We start from the raw sequence: 16,844 nt of genomic DNA, 5'->3' as shown, positions 1-16,844 counted from the left end.
TCTCTGTGCGAAATGGCAGGCCGCACCCCCTTACGCGGTGGCCGGTCGCGCCTTACTCTGTCCGTGCTCGATAGTTACTCGCGAGTTAAACAACGACTCGCGAGTGTAACCAGCCCCACTGAGCCAGCCGCACCGTCGCGGGCCCCGGAGGATGTCGTGAGCGACACACAGACACTGATCGAGAACCGTCCGCCGAGCGTGGCGACCCTCTTCCTGGAGCGCGTGGCGGCCACGCCGGACGCCGAGGCCTACCGCTACCCGATCCCCTCCGCCTCCGGGGAGGGCCCGGACGAGTGGAAGTCGCTCACCTGGGCGCAGACCGCGGAGCGCGTCAACGCCATCGCGGCCGGCCTGATCGAGCTGGGCGTGCGCCCCGAGGAGCGGGTGGCGCTGGCGTCCTCGACCCGCGTCGAGTGGATCCTCGCCGACCTCGGCATCCTGTGCGCGGGCGCCGCCACCACCACGATCTACCCGCAGACCAACGCCGAGGAGTCCGCCTACATCCTGTCGGACTCGCAGAGCAGGGTGCTCATCGCGGAGAACGCCGAGCAGGTGGCCAAGGCCGTCGAGAAGCGCGCCGAGCTGCCCGAGCTCACCCACGTCGTGGTCGTCGACGCGGCCGGCGTGGAGACCGACGACTTCGTGATCGGCCTCGCCGAGCTGGAGAGCCGCGGCGCGGCCCGGCTGGAGAAGGACCCGGAGCTGATCAAGGAGCGGGTCGCCGCGCTCACCAAGGACCAGCTCGCCACCCTCATCTACACCTCCGGCACCACCGGCCGCCCCAAGGGCGTGCGCCTGCCGCACGACAACTGGTCGTACATGGCCAAGGCGATCGCCGCGACCGGGCTGGTGAGCGGTGACGACGTGCAGTACCTGTGGCTGCCGCTCGCGCACGTCTTCGGCAAGGTGCTCACCTCCGGCCAGATCGAGGTCGGGCACGTCACCGCCGTCGACGGCCGCGTCGACAAGATCATCGAGAACCTCCCGGTGGTCCAGCCGACCTACATGGCGGCCGTGCCCCGCATCTTCGAGAAGGTCTACAACGGCGTCGCCGCCAAGGCGAGGGCCGGCGGCGGGGCCAAGTACAAGATCTTCCAGTGGGCCGCCGGCGTCGCCCGCGAGTACGCCAAGGTCACCCAGGACAACTTCCGCCGCACCGGCACCGCGAGCGCGCCCTTCGGCCTCGGCGTCAAGCACGCGGTCGCCGACAAGCTCGTCTACGCGAAGATCCGCGAGGCCTTCGGCGGCAACCTGCGCGCCTGCGTCTCCGGCTCCGCGGCCCTCGCCCCCGAGATCGGCTACTTCTTCTCCGGCGCCGGCATCCACATCCTCGAGGGCTACGGCCTCACCGAGTCCTCCGCCGCCTCCTTCGTCAACCCCGGCGAGGCCTACCGCACCGGCACCGTCGGCAAGCCGCTGCCCGGCACCGAGGTGCGCATCGCCGACGACGGCGAGATCCTGCTGCGCGGCCCCGGCATCATGCAGGGCTACCACAACCTGCCCGAGAAGACCGCCGAGGTGCTGGAGGCCGACGGCTGGTTCCACACCGGCGACATCGGCGAGCTCTCGCCCGACGGCTACCTGCGCATCACCGACCGCAAGAAGGACCTGATCAAGACCTCCGGCGGCAAGTACATCGCGCCCGCCGAGGTCGAGGGCCAGTTCAAGGCGGTCTGCCCGTACGTGTCGAACATCCTGGTGCACGGCGCCGACCGCAACTACTGCACCGCCCTCATCGCCCTCGACGAGGCCGCGCTCACGGCGTGGGCGGCCGAGAACGGCCTGGAGGGCAAGCCGTACGCGGACATCGTGGCCGCGCCCGCCACGGTCGAGATGGTCGACGGCTACGTCAAGCAGCTCAACGAGGGCCTGCAGCGCTGGCAGACCATCAAGAAGTTCCGCCTCCTGCCGCGCGACCTCGACGTCGAGCACGGCGAGATCACCCCGAGCCTGAAGCTGAAGCGGCCGGTGGTGGAGCGCGAGTACAAGCACCTCATCGACGAGATGTACGAGGGCACGCGCGAGGACTGACCGCGGCTGCGCGACGAGACGGGGGCGGGGCCCCGGGCCGGACCGGCCCGGGGCCCCGCCCCCGTCGTCATCCCTGTCGTCCCCCTGTCGTCCCCCTGTCGTCACTCCCGCCATCCGCGTGCCTTCCGCTCCCCGGTTTCCCCGCTGTTCGGAACGGGCCGGCTTTCTGTCCGTTCCTGACCGCGCGCGGGGCGGTGTTCTCACCCCTGGCGGCCCACTTCGGTAACTCGGCGCTTATGGACGGGCTCCGTCTGTCACCCTGTCGGCATCGATCGAGGAGTATTCGTACGAACTGCCCGGGGAGCTGCCCATGGGGGCCATTCCGACGCAACGGGAGACCGCCTCCCTTGCCTCCGAGGCGCGGGAGTGCGCGCGGGCGGAGACGGCCCTGCCCGGGAGCCCCCTCGCGCCGGGCTCCGCGCGCGCCCTGCTGCGCAAGACGCTCACCGAGTGGGCGGGACTCGCGCTGCCCGGCGCCGAGCACCTCACCGGCCGCGTCGGTGACGACGCCACGCTGGTCGTCAGCGAACTCGTCACCAACGCCGTCGTGCACGCCGGGACGGACGTGCACCTGACGTGCCGGCTGGAGGAGACCGGCGCGCTCGTCGTCGAGGTCGCCGACCGGCACCCCTCCCGCGCGCCGGGCGGCACCGAGCCGGAGGCGTCGCCGCACGACGCCCCGGAGTACGGGCGCGGCCTGCCGCTCGTCGCCGCGCTCTGCGAGGCCTGGGGGGTCACCTACCGCCCGGGCACCAAGACGGTGTGGGCACGGCTGCCCGCCGGGGGGTGCGCGGCGGGCGATCGGACCGAGGCGTACGGCGGGGAGCACGCGCCGGCGCGGGAGCCGGGAGTGGCGGAGATCCTCGCACCCGAGCCGCCGCACACCCAGGCGCAGCCCCAGACACAGCCCCAGAGGCAGACGGCACAGCCCCGGACCCACACCCCCGCCCGGACGCGGCCCCGGACCCAACCGCAGACGCACACACCGGCCCAGCCCCGGGCGGAGCACGGCGCGTACGCGCGCAGCACCTGGCGAGGCGGCTCGTACGGGGACGACTGGCTCGCCCGCCGTCACGGGCGGGACGGGGCCTGGCTGGGGCGCGGGGCCCTGTCCTTCCTCGCCGAGGCTTCCGACCTGCTCGCCGGGCAGCTCGACGAGGACCTGGTGACCGCGCTCACCGGGCAGCTGATCGTGCCCCGGCTGGCGGACTGGTGCGCGGTGTGGCTGGAGGACGGGACAGGCGGCCACGGCGACCGGGGCGGCGGCGGGACGTGGGCCGGCGGAGCCCGCCTCGCCCGGGTCTGGCACGCCGGCGAGGACCGCATCGAGGAGCTGCGCCGGGTCCTGGACCGCACCCCCCCGCCGCCCGGTGACCCGTCGTACCCGGGCCCCGTCCCCTACCCCTGGCCGGACACGGTGCTCGACGCCCCGGACGTCCCCGGCGCCCCCGACCCGGCCCCGGACGCCCACGACCCGTCCGCCGCCCCGCCCGGCACCGCCCTCGCCTACCGTCTCGTCGCCGGCGGCCGGCCGCTGGGCACCCTGGTGATCGGGCGGGCCGGCATCGACCGGTTCCCCGACGAGATCACCGGACTCGTGGAGGACCTCGGCCGGCGCGTCGCCCTGGCCATCGGCGCCGCCCGGCAGTACGCCCGTCAGGCCACCATCAGCGCCGTGCTCCAGCGCGGGCTGCTGCCCGGTGCCGTCGCCGAGATCCCGGGCGTGCGCAGCGCCCTCGTCTACGAGCCGTGCGACAAGGGCGGACCGAGCGGCGACTTCTACGACCTCTTCCCGGCCGGCCGGGACCGCTGGTGCTTCGCCGTGGGCGACGTCCAGGGCAAGGGCCCGGAGGCCGCCGTCGTCATCGGGCTGGCCCGGCCCTGGCTGCGGCTGCTCGCCCGCGAGGGCTACCGCGTCGCCGACGTCCTCGACCGCCTCAACCAGCTCCTCCTCGACGACGCCACGGAGGCCGCCGACGCCGCCGCCCGCGCGCTGGTGGCCGCGGGCGCCCGCCCCACCGCCCCCGGTGACGGCCCGCAGACCCGCTTCCTCTCCCTCCTCTACGGCGAGCTCGTCCCCTTCGACGGGGGCGTCCGCTGCACCCTCGCCTCCGCCGGACACCCCCTGCCCCTGCTGCTCGCCCCCGACGGAACGGTTCGCTCCGTCGCCCAGCCGCAGACCCTGCTCGGGGTCGTCGAGGACGCCGCCTACACCAGCGAGACCTTCGAGCTGCGCTCCGGCGACAGCCTGCTCTGCGTCACCGACGGCGTCACCGAGCGGCGCTCCGGCTCCCGCCAGTTCGACGACGGTGACGGGCTGGCCACGGCCCTGGCGGGCTGCGCGGGCCTGGACGCCGAGCTGATAGCGGAACGCATCCAGCGCCTGGTCCACGAGTTCGGTGCCCGCCCGCCGGCGGACGATCTCGCCCTGCTGGTGCTCCAGGCGGAGTGATGCCGGGGGACGCCGGGAGGAAGCGGGCGGGTGCGGGACAATGGAGCACATGCCTTCCGCACTCCCCGACGGCGAGCCCGTCCCCGCCGACGGCGCGCTGCCCGCGTCCGCGCTCGCCGGGGCCGCCGGCCGACCCCTCGGGTTCTACCTGCACGTCCCGTACTGCGCGACCCGCTGCGGCTACTGCGACTTCAACACCTACACCGCGACCGAACTGCGCGGCACAGGGGGAGTGCTGGCCTCCCGCGACAACTACGCCGAGACGCTGACCGACGAGGTCCGCCTGGCCCGCAAGGTCCTCGGCGACGACCCGCGCGAGGTCCGCACGGTGTTCGTCGGCGGCGGCACGCCCACCCTGCTGGCCGCCGGCGACCTGGTGCGGATGCTGGACGCGATCCGCGAGGAGTTCGGGCTGGCGGCGGACGCGGAGGTCACCACGGAGGCGAACCCGGAGTCGGTCGACCCGGCCTACCTGGCGACCCTGCGGGCCGGCGGCTTCAACCGGATCTCCTTCGGCATGCAGAGCGCCCGGCAGCACGTGCTGAGGGTCCTGGACCGCACGCACACCCCCGGCCGCCCCGAGGCGTGCGTCGCCGAGGCCCGCGCGGCGGGCTTCGAGCACGTCAACCTCGACCTGATCTACGGCACCCCCGGCGAGTCCGACGACGACTGGCGGGCCTCGCTGGACGCGGCCCTCGGCGCCGGGCCCGACCACGTCAGCGCGTACGCCCTGATCGTCGAGGAGGGCACGCAGCTCGCCCGCCGCATCCGCCGCGGCGAGGTCCCGATGACGGACGACGACGTCCACGCGGACCGCTACCTGATCGCCGAGGAGACCCTGTCGGCGGCGGGCTTCGCCTGGTACGAGGTGTCGAACTGGGCCACCTCCGAGGCGGCCCGCTGCCTGCACAACGAGCTGTACTGGCGCGGCGCCGACTGGTGGGGCGCGGGCCCCGGCGCCCACAGCCACGTCGGCGGCGTGCGCTGGTGGAACGTGAAGCATCCCGGCGCGTACGCGGCGGCGCTGGCGGCGGGGCGGTCGCCGGGGGCGGGGCGTGAGGTGCTGTCGCAGGAGGACCGGCGGGTGGAGCGGATCCTGCTGGAACTGCGGCTGGAGGAAGGGGTCCCGCTCTCGCTCCTCCACGAGCGGGGACTGGCGGCCGCCCGGCGCGCCCTGGCGGACGGCCTGCTCCGGCAGGGGGAGTACGAGCGGGGCCGCGCGGCCCTCACCCTGCGGGGGCGGCTGCTGGCGGACGCGGTGGTGCGGGACCTGGTCGACTGACCCGCCGGCCGCCGCTACGGCGCCGTGACGAAGTCGATCAGTTCCTCCACCCGGCCCAGCAGCTCCGGCTCCAGGTCCTTGTAGGACCGCACCCGGGACAGGATGTGCCGCCAGGCCGCCCCCGTGTTCTCCGGCCAGCCCAGGGCCCGGCACACCCCCGTCTTCCAGTCCTGCCCCCGAGGCACCCGCGGCCACCCCGGAATGCCCAGCGCGGCCGGCTTCACCGCCTCCCAGACGTCGATGTACGGGTGGCCCACCACCAGGGCGTGCTCGCTCGTCACCGACTCGGCGATGTGCCACTCCTTGCTGCCCGGGACCAGGTGGTCCACCAGGACGCCGAGGCGGGCGTCCGGGCCGGGGGAGAAGTCCGCGACGACGGACGGCAGGTCGTCGACGCCCTCCAGGTACTCCACGACCACGCCCTCGACGCGCAGGTCGTCGCCCCACACCTTCTCGACCAGCTCGGCGTCGTGCCGGCCCTCGACGTAGATGCGGCCCGCACGGGCCACCCGTGCGCGGGCGCCGGGGACGGCCACCGAACCGGATGCCGTGCGGGTGGGCCGCACCGGGCCGGCGGCGGGCCTCACCAGGGTCACCACGCGGCCCTCCAGCAGGAAGCCCCTCGGCTCCAGCGGGAACACGCGGTGCTTGCCGAAGCGGTCCTCCAGGGTCACCGTGCCGGCCTCGCAGCGGACCACCGCGCCGCAGAAGCCGGTGCCGGGGTCCTCCACCACCAGCCCGGGTTCGGCCGGGACCTCCGGTACCGGCTGCGGCTTCTTCCACGGAGGGGTCAGGTCGGCGGAGTACTGGCGCATTCCGACGACGATAGGAGGAACCGGCCCGCCGCGATCAGCGCGACACGCCGAAGCGGGCCGCCAGGGCGTCGCGTTGGGCCCGGACGAACGCCGCGTCCACCACCGCCCCGTGCCCGGGGACGTACCGCGCGTCCTCGCCGCCCAGTTCCAGCAGCCGGTCCAGCGCGGCCGGCCAGTGGGACGGCACGGCGTCGGGGCCCGCCTGCGGTTCGCCCGACTCCTCCACCAGGTCGCCGCAGAAGACCACCTCCGGGTCGCCGGGCACCAGCACCGCGAGGTCGTGGGCGGTGTGCCCCGGGCCCACGTTCGCCAGCAGCACCTGCCGTCCGCCGCCCAGGCCGAGGTCGAGCGTCCACTCGCCGCACACCGCGTGGCGCGGGCGGACCAGCGCGTCCGCTGCCTCCTCCGCCGCCCGCGCGTCCAGCCCGTTGCGCACCGCGTCCGCGCGCAGCTCCTCACGCCCGCGGCCCGCCAGCGCCGTGTCCACGCCCACCGCGCCGAACACCTCCGCGCCCGCGAACGCCGCCGCCCCGAAGACGTGGTCGAAGTGGGGGTGGGTGAGCGCGAGATGCGTCACACGGCGACCGGTGAGCGCCTGCGCCCCGGCCCGCAGCCGTGCGCCCTCGCCCAGGCTCGAGCCCGCGTCGACGAGCAGCACGGCGCCCGACCCGACGACGAGCCCCGCCGTGCAGTCCCACACCGGCAGCCGGCGCCGCCCCACCCCGGGCGCCACTTGCTCCCATCCCGCCTCTTCCCAAGTCACGGTCATACCGGGACGCTATCCGGGACGACGCCCCGCAGCGCGACAGGACGGGACCGGCCTTGCCGGGTGCGTACCCCCCGGCCGTACACTGGGCCGGGGAAGTCTGGCACTCGCGTGCGAAGAGTGCCAGAGACGTTACCGGGCGGAAGCTACTGGAGGTGTGCGCGATGCTCAGTGAACGCAGGCTCCAGGTGTTGCGCGCCATCGTCCAGGACTACGTCGGCACCGAGGAGCCGGTCGGCTCCAAGGCCCTCACCGAGCGGCACAACCTCGGCGTCTCCCCGGCGACCGTCCGCAACGACATGGCGGCCCTGGAGGACGAGGGCTACATCGCCCAGCCGCACACCAGCGCCGGGCGCATCCCCACCGACAAGGGCTACCGGCTGTTCGTCGACAAGCTCGCCGGCGTCAAGCCGATGAGCCCGCCGGAGCGGCGCGCCATCCAGAACTTCCTCGAGGGCGCCGTCGACCTCGACGACGTGGTGGCCCGTACGGTGCGGCTGCTCGCGCAGCTGACCCGGCAGGTCGCCGTCGTGCAGTACCCGTCGCTGACCCGTTCGACGGTGCGCCACGTGGAACTGCTGTCCCTCGCGCCCGCGCGCCTGATGCTGGTGCTGATCACGGACACCGGCCGGGTCGAGCAGCGCATGGTCGACTGCCCGGCGCCGTTCGGCGAGTCGTCCCTGGCGGACCTGCGCGCGCGGCTGAACAGCCGGGTCGCGGGCCGCCGGTTCACCGACGTGCCGAGCCTGGTGGAGGACCTCCCGGAGGCCTTCGAGGCCGAGGACCGCGGTACCGTCTCGACGGTGCTCTCCACCCTCCTGGAGACGCTCGTCGAGGAGAACGAGGAGCGGCTGATGATCGGCGGCACCGCCAATCTCACCCGCTTCGGACACGACTTCCCCCTCACGATCCGGCCCGTCCTGGAGGCGCTCGAGGAGCAGGTCGTGCTCCTCAAGCTGCTCGGCGAGGCGAAGGATCCGGGCGTGACCGTCCGTATCGGTCACGAGAACGCCCACGAAGGACTCAACTCCACGTCCGTCGTGTCGGTCGGCTACGGTTCGGGCGGCGAGGCGGTTGCCAAGCTCGGCGTGGTCGGACCGACCCGCATGGACTACCCGGGAACGATGGGAGCGGTACGCGCAGTGGCACGGTACGTCGGACAAATCCTGGCGGAGTCATAGGTGGCCACGGACTACTACGCCGTACTCGGCGTGCGCCGCGACGCGTCGCAGGAAGAGATCAAGAAGGCCTTCCGGCGACTCGCCCGCGAGCTGCATCCGGACGTCAATCCGGATCCGAAGACCCAGGAGCGGTTCAAGGAGATCAACGCCGCCTACGAGGTGCTGTCGGACCCGCAGAAGAAGCAGGTCTACGACCTCGGCGGCGATCCGCTCTCGCAGTCCGGCGGCGGCGGCGCGGGCGGCTTCGGGGCCGGCGGCTTCGGGAACTTCTCCGACATCATGGACGCGTTCTTCGGCACGGCGTCGCAGCGCGGGCCGCGCTCGCGCACCCGCCGGGGCCAGGACGCGATGATCCGCATCGAGGTCGAGCTCGACGAGGCCGCGTTCGGCACGACCAAGGACATCCAGGTCGACACGGCGATCGTCTGCACCACCTGCAGCGGCGAGGGCGCCGCGCCCGGCACCAGCGCGCAGACCTGCGACATGTGCCGCGGCCGCGGTGAGGTCTCGCAGGTCACGCGGTCCTTCCTGGGCCAGGTCATGACCTCGCGCCCGTGCCCGCAGTGCCAGGGCTTCGGCACCGTGGTCCCGACCCCGTGCCCGGAGTGCGCGGGCGACGGCCGCATCCGCTCCCGGCGCACGCTCACCGTCAAGATCCCGGCCGGTGTCGACAACGGCACCCGGATCCAGCTCGCCGGCGAGGGCGAGGTCGGGCCCGGCGGCGGTCCCGCCGGCGACCTGTACGTCGAGATCCACGAGCTGCCGCACCCCACCTTCCAGCGGCGCGGCGACGACCTGCACTGCACGGTCACCATCCCGATGACCGCGGCGGCCCTCGGCACCAAGGTGCCGCTGGAGACGCTGGACGGCATGGAGGAGGTCGACATCCGGCCCGGCACCCAGTCCGGCCAGTCGATCCCGCTGCACGGCCGGGGCGTCACGCACCTGCGCGGCGGGGGCCGGGGCGACCTCGTCGTCCACGTCGAGGTCCAGACCCCGACCAAGCTCGACCCCGAGCAGGAGCGCCTGCTCCGGGAACTGGCCAAGCTCCGCGGCGAGGAGCGCCCGCAGGGCCAGTTCCAGCCCGGTCAGCAGGGCCTGTTCTCCCGGCTGAAGGACGCGTTCAACGGACGCTGAGCGGAGCCTTCCGCGGGGGCCGGGACAGGCTCCCGCGGTGTTCCGGAAAGCGGCCCGGGCCAAGGGGACGGGCCGATTCGGGTTTGTGCGGGGGACGTGAAAACATGCGGTCATGTCCTCCGTACCGACCGATCTCCTCCCGCACCCGATCGTGCAGGCCCCCATGGCGGGCGGTGTCTCCGTGCCGCAGCTGGCCGCCGCCGTGTCCGAGGCGGGCGGGCTCGGTTTCCTCGCCGCCGGGTACAAGACCGCGGACGGGATGTACCAGGAGATCAAACAGCTGCGGGGACTGACCGCCAGGCCCTTCGGCGTCAACCTCTTCCTGCCCCAGCCGGAGACGGCCGACCCCGCCGCCGTCGGCGTCTACGCCCACCAGCTGGCCGGGGAGGCCGCCTGGTACGAGACCGAGCTCGGCGACCCCGACAGCGGCCGCGACGACGGCTTCGACGCCAAGCTCGCCGTCCTCCTGGACGATCCGGTGCCGGTGGTGTCGTTCCACTTCGGCGTGCCGGCCCGCGAGGTCCTGGAATCCCTCCGCCGCGTCGGCACGTTCACCCTGGTCACCGCCACCACAGCGGACGAGGCCCGGGCCGTCGAGCGGGCCGGCGCGGACGCGGTGATCGCGCAGGGCGTCGAGGCCGGCGGCCACCAGGGCACCCACCGGGACGCCGCGGAGGCGGACGGCTCCGGCATCGGACTGCTGTCCCTGATCGCCCAGGTCCGGGAGTCCGTCGGCATCCCGGTCGTCGCCGCCGGCGGCATCATGCGCGGCGGCCAGATCGCCGCGGCGCTCGCGGCCGGCGCCGCCGCGGCCCAGCTCGGCACCGCCTTCCTCGCCACCCACGAGTCCGGCGCACACGCCCTGCACAAGCAGGCGCTGACCGACCCCCTGTACGTCCGCACCGAGCTGACCCGCGCCTTCTCCGGCCGCCCGGCCCGCGGCCTGGTCAACCGCTTCCTGCGCGAGCACGGCCCGTACGCGCCCGCCGCCTACCCGGACGTCCACCACCTCACCGCCCCCCTGCGCAGGGCCGCCGCCAGGGCCGGGGACGCGCAGGGCATGGCGCTGTGGGCGGGACAGGGCCACCGGATGGCCCGGGAGCTGCCCGCCGGGCGGCTGGTGGAGGTGCTGGTCGCCGAACTCGCCTCCGCCCGCACGGCGTTGTCGGCGGGAGGTGCCCGATGACCGCGCCGGTGTTCGTCGTCGACCACTTCGACACGGACGGCGCGGGCCGTTACGTGCTCGACGGCCCCGAGGGCCGGCACGCCGTCTCCGTGAAGCGGCTGCGGGCCGGGGAGGCCGTCGTCCTCACCGACGGCGCGGGCCGCTGGGCCGAGGGCGAGGTGGACGGCACGGAGGGCAAGGACCGCCTGGTCGTGACCCTCGGCGAGGTCGCCGAGGAGCCCGCCCGGTCCCCCCGCCTGACCGTCGTGCAGGCGCTGCCCAAGGGCGACCGGGGAGAACTGGCCGTGGAGACGATGACCGAGGTCGGTGTCGACGCGATCGTGCCGTGGGCGGCGGCGCGCTGCATCACGCAGTGGAAGGGCGAGCGGGGGCTGAAGTCCCTCACCAAGTGGCGGGCGACGGCCCGCGAGGCCGGCAAGCAGTCCCGCCGGGTGCGCTTCCCCGAGGTCGCGGACGCGGCGACGACCCGGCAGGTTGCCTCACTTCTGGCCGACGCCGACTTCGCCGCCGTCCTCCACGAGAGCGGCACCGAACCCCTCGCGACCGCCGAACTCCCCGCCTCCGGCGAGATCGTGCTGGTCGTCGGGCCCGAAGGAGGCATCTCCCCCGAGGAGTTGGCCCTCTTCGAGGAGGCCGGCGCCCGCGCCCACCGGCTGGGCCCCAGCGTGCTGCGCACCTCCACCGCCGGAACGGCGGCCGCGGCCCTGCTCCTGGGCCGCACCGGCCGCTGGTCCTGACCGCCGCGGCGCGGACCCGCCCGCCGGCACACCGGCGCCCGGGGGCTCCGGGAGTGCCGGGAGTGGCCGTATGCGCCCTACCGTCCCGGCCGCGGTGGTGGCAGGCTGCCGTCCATGGGGGCGTTGGCGAACGGAGTTCGGCGTGGGGCGCGGTGGCGGCGGCCGGTGGTGGTCGCCGGGTTCGTCGCGGCCGCCGTGGGCGGGGTCGTGGCGTGCGAGCCGGGCGGGCTGAGTTCCGCGGCGGTCGCGTACACGACCGACCAGACCGTGACCGAGGAGCTCAACCGGCGCAAGGCCGGGGTGCGGTGGCTCAGCTGCACCGCGTCCTTCGGCGACAAGGAGGGCTCGTCGTCCTCGTCCTCCTCCGGGGGCGAGGACACCGTCGCCTCCGTCGACTGCCAGGGGGAGACCGAGGACGGCAAGGAGATCACCGTCACCGGGAAGGTCACGCACGCCGTGAACGGCGCCTGCGTGCGCGGGAACATCACGGTGAAGGTGGACGGCAGGCAGCGGTTGCGGGTCGACGGCCTCGGCGACTGCGACGCCACCAGTGCGCCACCGGTGGGCGAGCCCACGAAGGGCGGGCCGAACCCCACCGTCACCGTGACCGTCACGACGACGGTGTGGTGCGACCGGTACCCCTCGTGTCGCCCGGTCGAGGGCAAGTGATCCAAACCCCTGTCCAGGCCGCGGGCGCCCCCGTAGGGTGATCGGGTGACACAGCCTGCATCGGTCGCATCCACCGCATACCTCCGATTCCCGCACCTGCACGGTGAGTTGATCGCCTTCACCGCCGAGGACGACGTGTGGCTCGCGCCGCTCGACGGCGGCCGGGCCTGGCGGGTCAGCGCCGACAACGTGCCGGTGAACCAGCCCCGCATCTCGCCCGACGGCACCACCGTCGCCTGGACCTCCACCCGTGACGGCGCCCCCGAGGTGCACATCGCGCCGGTCGCCGGCGGCCCCGCCAAGCGGCTGACGTACTGGGGGAGTTGGAAGACGCAGGTGCGCGGCTGGACCCCGGACGGGCAGGTGCTGGCGCTCAGCACCCACGGCCAGCCCAGCCTGCGCCGGACCTGGGCCCGTGCCGTCCCCCTCGACGGGGGTCCGGCCGCCACCCTGCCCTACGGCCCGGTCGGCGACGTCGCGCACGGACCGCACACCGTGCTGCTGTCCGCGCCGATGGGCCGCGAGGCCGCCTGGTGGAAGCGCTACCGGGGCGGCACGGCGGGCAAGCTGTGGATCGACGGGGGCGGGCGCGACGGGGAGGACGCGGGCGAGTTCGTCCGCCTGCACGAGGACCTCGACGGGAACGTCGAGTACCCGCTGTGGGTGGGGGACAGGATCGCGTTCCTGTCCGACCACGAGGGCACCGGCGCCCTGTACTCCTCCCTCGCCGACGGATCCGACCTGCGCCGGCACACCCCCCTCGGGGGCTTCTACGCCCGGCACGCCGCCACCGACGGCACCCGCGTCGTCTACTCCAGCGCCGGCGAGCTGTGGCTGCTGGACGACCTCGACGGGGCCGAGCCGCGCCGGCTCGACGTCCGGCTCGGCGGGCAGCGCGTCGACCTCCAGCCGTTCCCGGTGAACGCCGCCCGCTGGTTCGGCTCCGCGTCCCCCGACCACACCGCGCGCGGCAGCGCCGTCTGCGTCCGCGGCGCCGTCCACTGGGTCACCCACCGCTCCGGCCCCGCCCGCGCGCTCGCCGCGACCCCGGGCGTCCGGGCCCGCCGCCCGCGCACCTTCCGCGCGGACGGCGAGGAGTGGGTGGTGTGGGTGACGGACGCCGAGGGCGACGACGCCCTGGAGTTCGCCCCCGCCACCGGCCTCGCCCCGGGCGCCACCCCGCGCCGCATCGCCGCCGGCCGGCTCGGCCGCGTCGTGGGGCTCGCCATGGCGCCCGACGGCAGCCGCGCCGCCGTCGCCTCGCACGACGGCCGCGTCCTGCTCGTCGAGCGCGAGACCGGCGAGGTCCGCGAGGTCGACCGCAGCGAGGACGGCGACGTCTCCGGGCTGGTCTTCTCGCCCGACTCCGCCTGGCTCGCCTGGTCCCACCCCGGCCCGCGCCCGCTCAGCCAGCTCCGCCTCGCCAACACCACCGACCTGTCGGTCACCGAGGCCACCCCGCTGCGCTTCCAGGACTACGCGCCCGCCTTCACCCTCGACGGCAAGCACCTCGCCTTCCTGTCGACCCGCTCCTTCGACCCGGTCTACGACGAGCACGTCTTCGACCTGGCCTTCGTCGAGGGCGTCCGCCCGTACCTGATCACCCTCGCGGCGACGACCCCGTCCCCGTTCGGCCCGCAGCGGCACGGCCGCCCCTTCGAGACGCCGGACCGGGAGGAGACCCCCGACAGCGAGGGCACCCCCGCCACCCGGATCGACCTCGAGGGCCTCGCCGACCGCATCGTGCCGTTCCCGGTCGAGGCCGCCCGCTACAGCAACCTGCGCGCCGCCAAGGACGGGGTGCTGTGGCTGCGCCACCCGGTGCGCGGGGTGCTCGGCGCCTCCCGCGCCACCCCCGACGACCCCGACCCCAAGACCGACCTGGAGCGCTACGACCTCGCCCAGCAGCGCCTCGAGCACCTGGCCGTGGACGCCGACCACTTCGAGGTCAGCGGCGACGGCAAACGGGTGCTGCTGTGGACCGACCGGCGGCTGAAGGTCGTCCCCAGCGACCGGCGCGCCTCCGGCGACGACGACAGCGACACCAACGTCACCGTCGACCTCGGCCGGGTCCGCCAGTTCGTCGACCCGGCCGCCGAGTGGCGGCAGATGTTCGACGAGGCCGGCCGCATCATGCGGGACAACTTCTGGCGGGCGGACATGAGCGGCGTCGACTGGGACGGCGTCCTCGACCGCTACCGCCCCGTCCTCGACCGCCTCGCCACCCACGACGACCTCGTCGACCTGCTCTGGGAGGTGCAGGGCGAGCTCGGCACCTCGCACGCCTACGTCACCCCGCGCGGCGGGTACGGCGACGGCGCCCGGCAGGGCCTGCTCGGCGCGGACATCTCCCGCCACGAGGACGGCACCTGGCGCGTCGACCGCGTCCTGCCCTCCGAGACCTCCGACCCCGACGCCCGCTCCCCGCTCGCCGCGCCCGGCGTCGCCGTCCGTCCCGGCGACGCGATCGTCGCGGTCGCCGGACAGCCCGTCGACCCGGTGACCGGGCCCGCCCCGCTGCTGGTCGGCACCGCGGGCAGACCGGTCGAGCTGACCGTCTCCCCGGCCGGCGGCGGCGACCCGCGCCACGCGGTCGTCGTCCCCCTCGCCGACGAGGAACCGCTGCGCTACCACGCCTGGGTCACCGACCGGCGCGCCTACGTCCACGAGAAGTCCGGCGGCCGCCTCGGCTACATCCACGTCCCCGACATGCAGGCGCCCGGCTGGGCGCAGATCCACCGCGACCTGCGCGTCGAGGTGCTCCGCGAGGGCCTGGTCGTGGACGTGCGGGAGAACCGCGGCGGGCACACCTCCCAGCTCGTCGTGGAGAAGCTGGCCCGGCGGATCGTCGGCTGGGACCTGCCGCGCGGCATGCGGGCGGAGAGCTACCCGCGCGACGCGCCCCGCGGTCCCGTCGTCGCCGTCGCCAACGAGTTCTCCGGCTCCGACGGCGACATCGTCAACGCGGCGATCCGGGCCCTCGGCATCGGCCCGGTGGTCGGCACCCGCACCTGGGGCGGTGTGATCGGCATCGACAGCCGCTACCACCTGGTCGACGGCACGCTCGTCACCCAGCCCAAGTACGCCTTCTGGCTGGAGGGGTACGGCTGGGGGGTCGAGAACCACGGGGTGGACCCGGACGTGGAGGTGGTGCAGCGGCCGCAGGACCACGCGGCGGGCAGGGACGTACAGCTGGACGAGGCGGTCCGGCTGGCGCTGGCCGCGCTCGAGGAGACGCCGGCGAAGACGCCGCCCGCGCTGGACTGACCGTCCCGCTACGATGCCGGGTGAGAGATCATCCGCGTGAGGAGGCACACGCATGGCAGGGGAAGCGCAGGACGACTGCCTGTTCTGCAAGATCGTCGCGGGGACCATTCCGGCGACGATCGTCCGCGAGACGGAGACCACCGTCGCGTTCCGCGACATAAACCCCCAGGCGCCCACCCACGTCCTGGTGATCCCGAAGGCGCACCACAAGGACGCGGCGGCCCTCGCCGCCGCCGCGCCCGAGCTCGCCGCGGACGTGCTGCGCGAGACGCAGGCCGTCGCGGACGAGGAGAAGCTGGAGAGCTACCGCATCGTCTTCAACACCGGCAGCGGCGCCGGCCAGACCGTCTGGCACGCGCACGCCCACGTCCTGGGCGGCCGCGGCCTCCAGTGGCCCCCCGGGTAAGCCGCCTTGTCCGTACGCGAACTGGTGGTGCTCGGCACCGCGAGCCAGGTCCCCACCCGGCACCGCAACCACAACGGCTACCTGCTGCGCTGGGACGGCGAGGGCATCCTGTTCGACCCCGGCGAGGGCACCCAGCGCCAGATGCTGCGCGCCGGGGTCGCCGCGCACGACCTGAACCGCATCTGCGTCACCCACTTCCACGGCGACCACTCGCTCGGCCTCGCCGGGGTGATCCAGCGCATCAACCTCGACCGGGTCCCGCACGAGGTCACCGCCCACTACCCGCGCTCCGGGCAGCGCTTCTTCGACCGGCTGCGGTACGCCACCGCCTACCGCGAGACCGTGGCCCTCACCGAGGCCCCGGTCGACGCGGACGGCCCGCTGGCCGTCACCCCCGGCTACACGCTGGAGGCGCGCAGGCTGTCGCACCCCGTCGAGTCGTTCGGCTACCGCCTGCTCGAACCCGACGGGCGGCGCATGCTGCCCGACCGGCTCGCCGCGCACGGCGTCAGGGGCCCGGACGTCGGCCGCATCCAGCGCGAGGGCGCGCTCGGCGGCGTCTCGCTGGAGGACGTCAGCGAGGTGCGGCGCGGGCAGCGGTTCGCGTTCGTCATGGACACCCGGCTCTGCGAGGGGGTGTACGCGCTCGCCGAGGGCTGCGACATGCTGGTCGTCGAGTCGACCTTCCTCGACGAGGACGAGGAACTCGCCGTCGAGTACGGCCACCTGACCGCCGGCCAGGCCGCCCGGGTGGCGCGCGACGCGGACGTGCGGCACCTCGTCCTCACCCACTTCAGCCAGCGCTACACCGACCCGGCGGAGTTCGAGCGGCAGGCACGGGCCGCCGGATACGACGGGGACCTGACCGTGGCGCACGACCTGCTGAGGGTGCCGCTTCCGAAGCGTCGGTGAAAC

General features: G+C 74.4%; 13 protein-coding genes. 11 read left to right on the top strand and 2 right to left on the bottom strand.

The window, feature by feature from the left end:
- Positions 1-156 precede the first annotated feature (156 nt).
- The 3 genes from GL259_RS13905 (at position 157) to hemW (ending at position 5,765) form a co-directional block, all read left to right on the top strand.
- On the top strand, positions 157-2,031 hold the full coding sequence (locus GL259_RS13905; protein ID WP_159532629.1) for an AMP-dependent synthetase/ligase: 1,875 nt from the start codon (positions 157-159) through the stop codon (positions 2,029-2,031).
- A gap of 310 nt (positions 2,032-2,341) precedes the next feature.
- Positions 2,342-4,483, top strand: a complete 2,142-nt coding sequence (locus tag GL259_RS13900; RefSeq protein WP_159532627.1) for an ATP-binding SpoIIE family protein phosphatase — start codon at positions 2,342-2,344, stop codon at positions 4,481-4,483.
- 49 nt (positions 4,484-4,532) lie between these two features.
- Complete coding sequence (gene hemW / locus GL259_RS13895; RefSeq protein ID WP_159532625.1) at positions 4,533-5,765, top strand: radical SAM family heme chaperone HemW; 1,233 nt, start codon at positions 4,533-4,535, stop codon at positions 5,763-5,765.
- 14 nt (positions 5,766-5,779) lie between these two features.
- Here hemW and GL259_RS13890 read toward each other — a convergent pair whose 3' ends face one another.
- Both GL259_RS13890 and GL259_RS13885 read right to left on the bottom strand, forming a co-directional pair.
- Positions 5,780-6,580, bottom strand: coding sequence for a DUF3097 domain-containing protein (locus GL259_RS13890; protein ID WP_159532623.1), 801 nt, complete (start codon positions 6,578-6,580; stop codon positions 5,780-5,782).
- 34 nt (positions 6,581-6,614) lie between these two features.
- Complete coding sequence (locus GL259_RS13885) at positions 6,615-7,349, bottom strand: MBL fold metallo-hydrolase (protein ID WP_159532621.1); 735 nt, start codon at positions 7,347-7,349, stop codon at positions 6,615-6,617.
- Between the two features lie 161 nt (positions 7,350-7,510).
- On the opposite strand from GL259_RS13885, the gene hrcA reads away from it, so the two are divergent.
- The 8 genes from hrcA to GL259_RS13845 all read left to right on the top strand — a co-directional run bounded on the left by hrcA (position 7,511) and on the right by GL259_RS13845 (position 16,841).
- A complete protein-coding gene (hrcA, locus tag GL259_RS13880; RefSeq protein WP_159532619.1) occupies positions 7,511-8,527 on the top strand; it encodes a heat-inducible transcriptional repressor HrcA in 1,017 nt (338 codons plus the stop codon).
- Complete coding sequence (dnaJ, locus tag GL259_RS13875; RefSeq protein ID WP_159532617.1) at positions 8,528-9,664, top strand: molecular chaperone DnaJ; 1,137 nt, start codon at positions 8,528-8,530, stop codon at positions 9,662-9,664.
- Between the two features lie 112 nt (positions 9,665-9,776).
- Positions 9,777-10,850 carry a nitronate monooxygenase gene (locus GL259_RS13870; protein WP_159532615.1) on the top strand — a complete coding sequence of 358 codons (1,074 nt, stop codon included), beginning with the start codon at positions 9,777-9,779 and terminating at the stop codon, positions 10,848-10,850.
- Entirely contained in the window at positions 10,847-11,587 is a 741-nt protein-coding gene (locus GL259_RS13865; RefSeq protein WP_159532613.1) for a 16S rRNA (uracil(1498)-N(3))-methyltransferase, read from the top strand. The genes GL259_RS13870 and GL259_RS13865 overlap by 4 nt, the downstream gene beginning before the upstream one ends.
- A 114-nt stretch (positions 11,588-11,701) precedes the next feature.
- A complete protein-coding gene (locus GL259_RS13860; RefSeq protein ID WP_159532611.1) occupies positions 11,702-12,256 on the top strand; it encodes a hypothetical protein in 555 nt (184 codons plus the stop codon).
- Between the two features lie 45 nt (positions 12,257-12,301).
- Positions 12,302-15,523, top strand: a complete 3,222-nt coding sequence (locus GL259_RS13855; RefSeq protein ID WP_159532609.1) for a S41 family peptidase — start codon at positions 12,302-12,304, stop codon at positions 15,521-15,523.
- 52 nt (positions 15,524-15,575) lie between these two features.
- Positions 15,576-15,929 (top strand): histidine triad nucleotide-binding protein, encoded by a 354-nt coding sequence (locus GL259_RS13850; RefSeq protein WP_159532607.1) that lies wholly within the window; start codon positions 15,576-15,578, stop codon positions 15,927-15,929.
- A 6-nt stretch (positions 15,930-15,935) separates the two neighbouring features.
- Positions 15,936-16,841: a ribonuclease Z gene (locus GL259_RS13845; RefSeq protein ID WP_159532605.1), complete on the top strand. Its 906-nt coding sequence runs from the start codon at positions 15,936-15,938 to the stop codon at positions 16,839-16,841.
- Positions 16,842-16,844 lie beyond the last annotated feature (3 nt).

This window comes from Streptomyces sp. Tu 3180 (genome assembly GCF_009852415.1).
Classification (GTDB): domain Bacteria; phylum Actinomycetota; class Actinomycetes; order Streptomycetales; family Streptomycetaceae; genus Streptomyces.
The sequence above is the reverse complement of the archived record's forward strand: the minus strand, read 5'-3'. Positions and strand labels throughout refer to the sequence as shown.

Excerpts from the sequence above, each read along its gene's own strand:
- GL259_RS13900 (WP_159532627.1), top strand. The coding sequence starts at position 2,342 with ATGGGGGCCATTCCGACGCAACGGGAGACCGCCTCCCTTGCCTCCGAG.
- hemW (WP_159532625.1), top strand. The coding sequence starts at position 4,533 with ATGCCTTCCGCACTCCCCGACGGCGAGCCCGTCCCCGCCGACGGCGCG.
- GL259_RS13890 (WP_159532623.1), bottom strand. The coding sequence starts at position 6,580 with ATGCGCCAGTACTCCGCCGACCTGACCCCTCCGTGGAAGAAGCCGCAG.
- GL259_RS13885 (WP_159532621.1), bottom strand. The coding sequence starts at position 7,349 with ATGACCGTGACTTGGGAAGAGGCGGGATGGGAGCAAGTGGCGCCCGGG.
- hrcA (WP_159532619.1), top strand. The coding sequence starts at position 7,511 with ATGCTCAGTGAACGCAGGCTCCAGGTGTTGCGCGCCATCGTCCAGGAC.
- GL259_RS13870 (WP_159532615.1), top strand. The coding sequence starts at position 9,777 with ATGTCCTCCGTACCGACCGATCTCCTCCCGCACCCGATCGTGCAGGCC.
- GL259_RS13865 (WP_159532613.1), top strand. The coding sequence starts at position 10,847 with ATGACCGCGCCGGTGTTCGTCGTCGACCACTTCGACACGGACGGCGCG.
- GL259_RS13860 (WP_159532611.1), top strand. The coding sequence starts at position 11,702 with ATGGGGGCGTTGGCGAACGGAGTTCGGCGTGGGGCGCGGTGGCGGCGG.
- GL259_RS13850 (WP_159532607.1), top strand. The coding sequence starts at position 15,576 with ATGGCAGGGGAAGCGCAGGACGACTGCCTGTTCTGCAAGATCGTCGCG.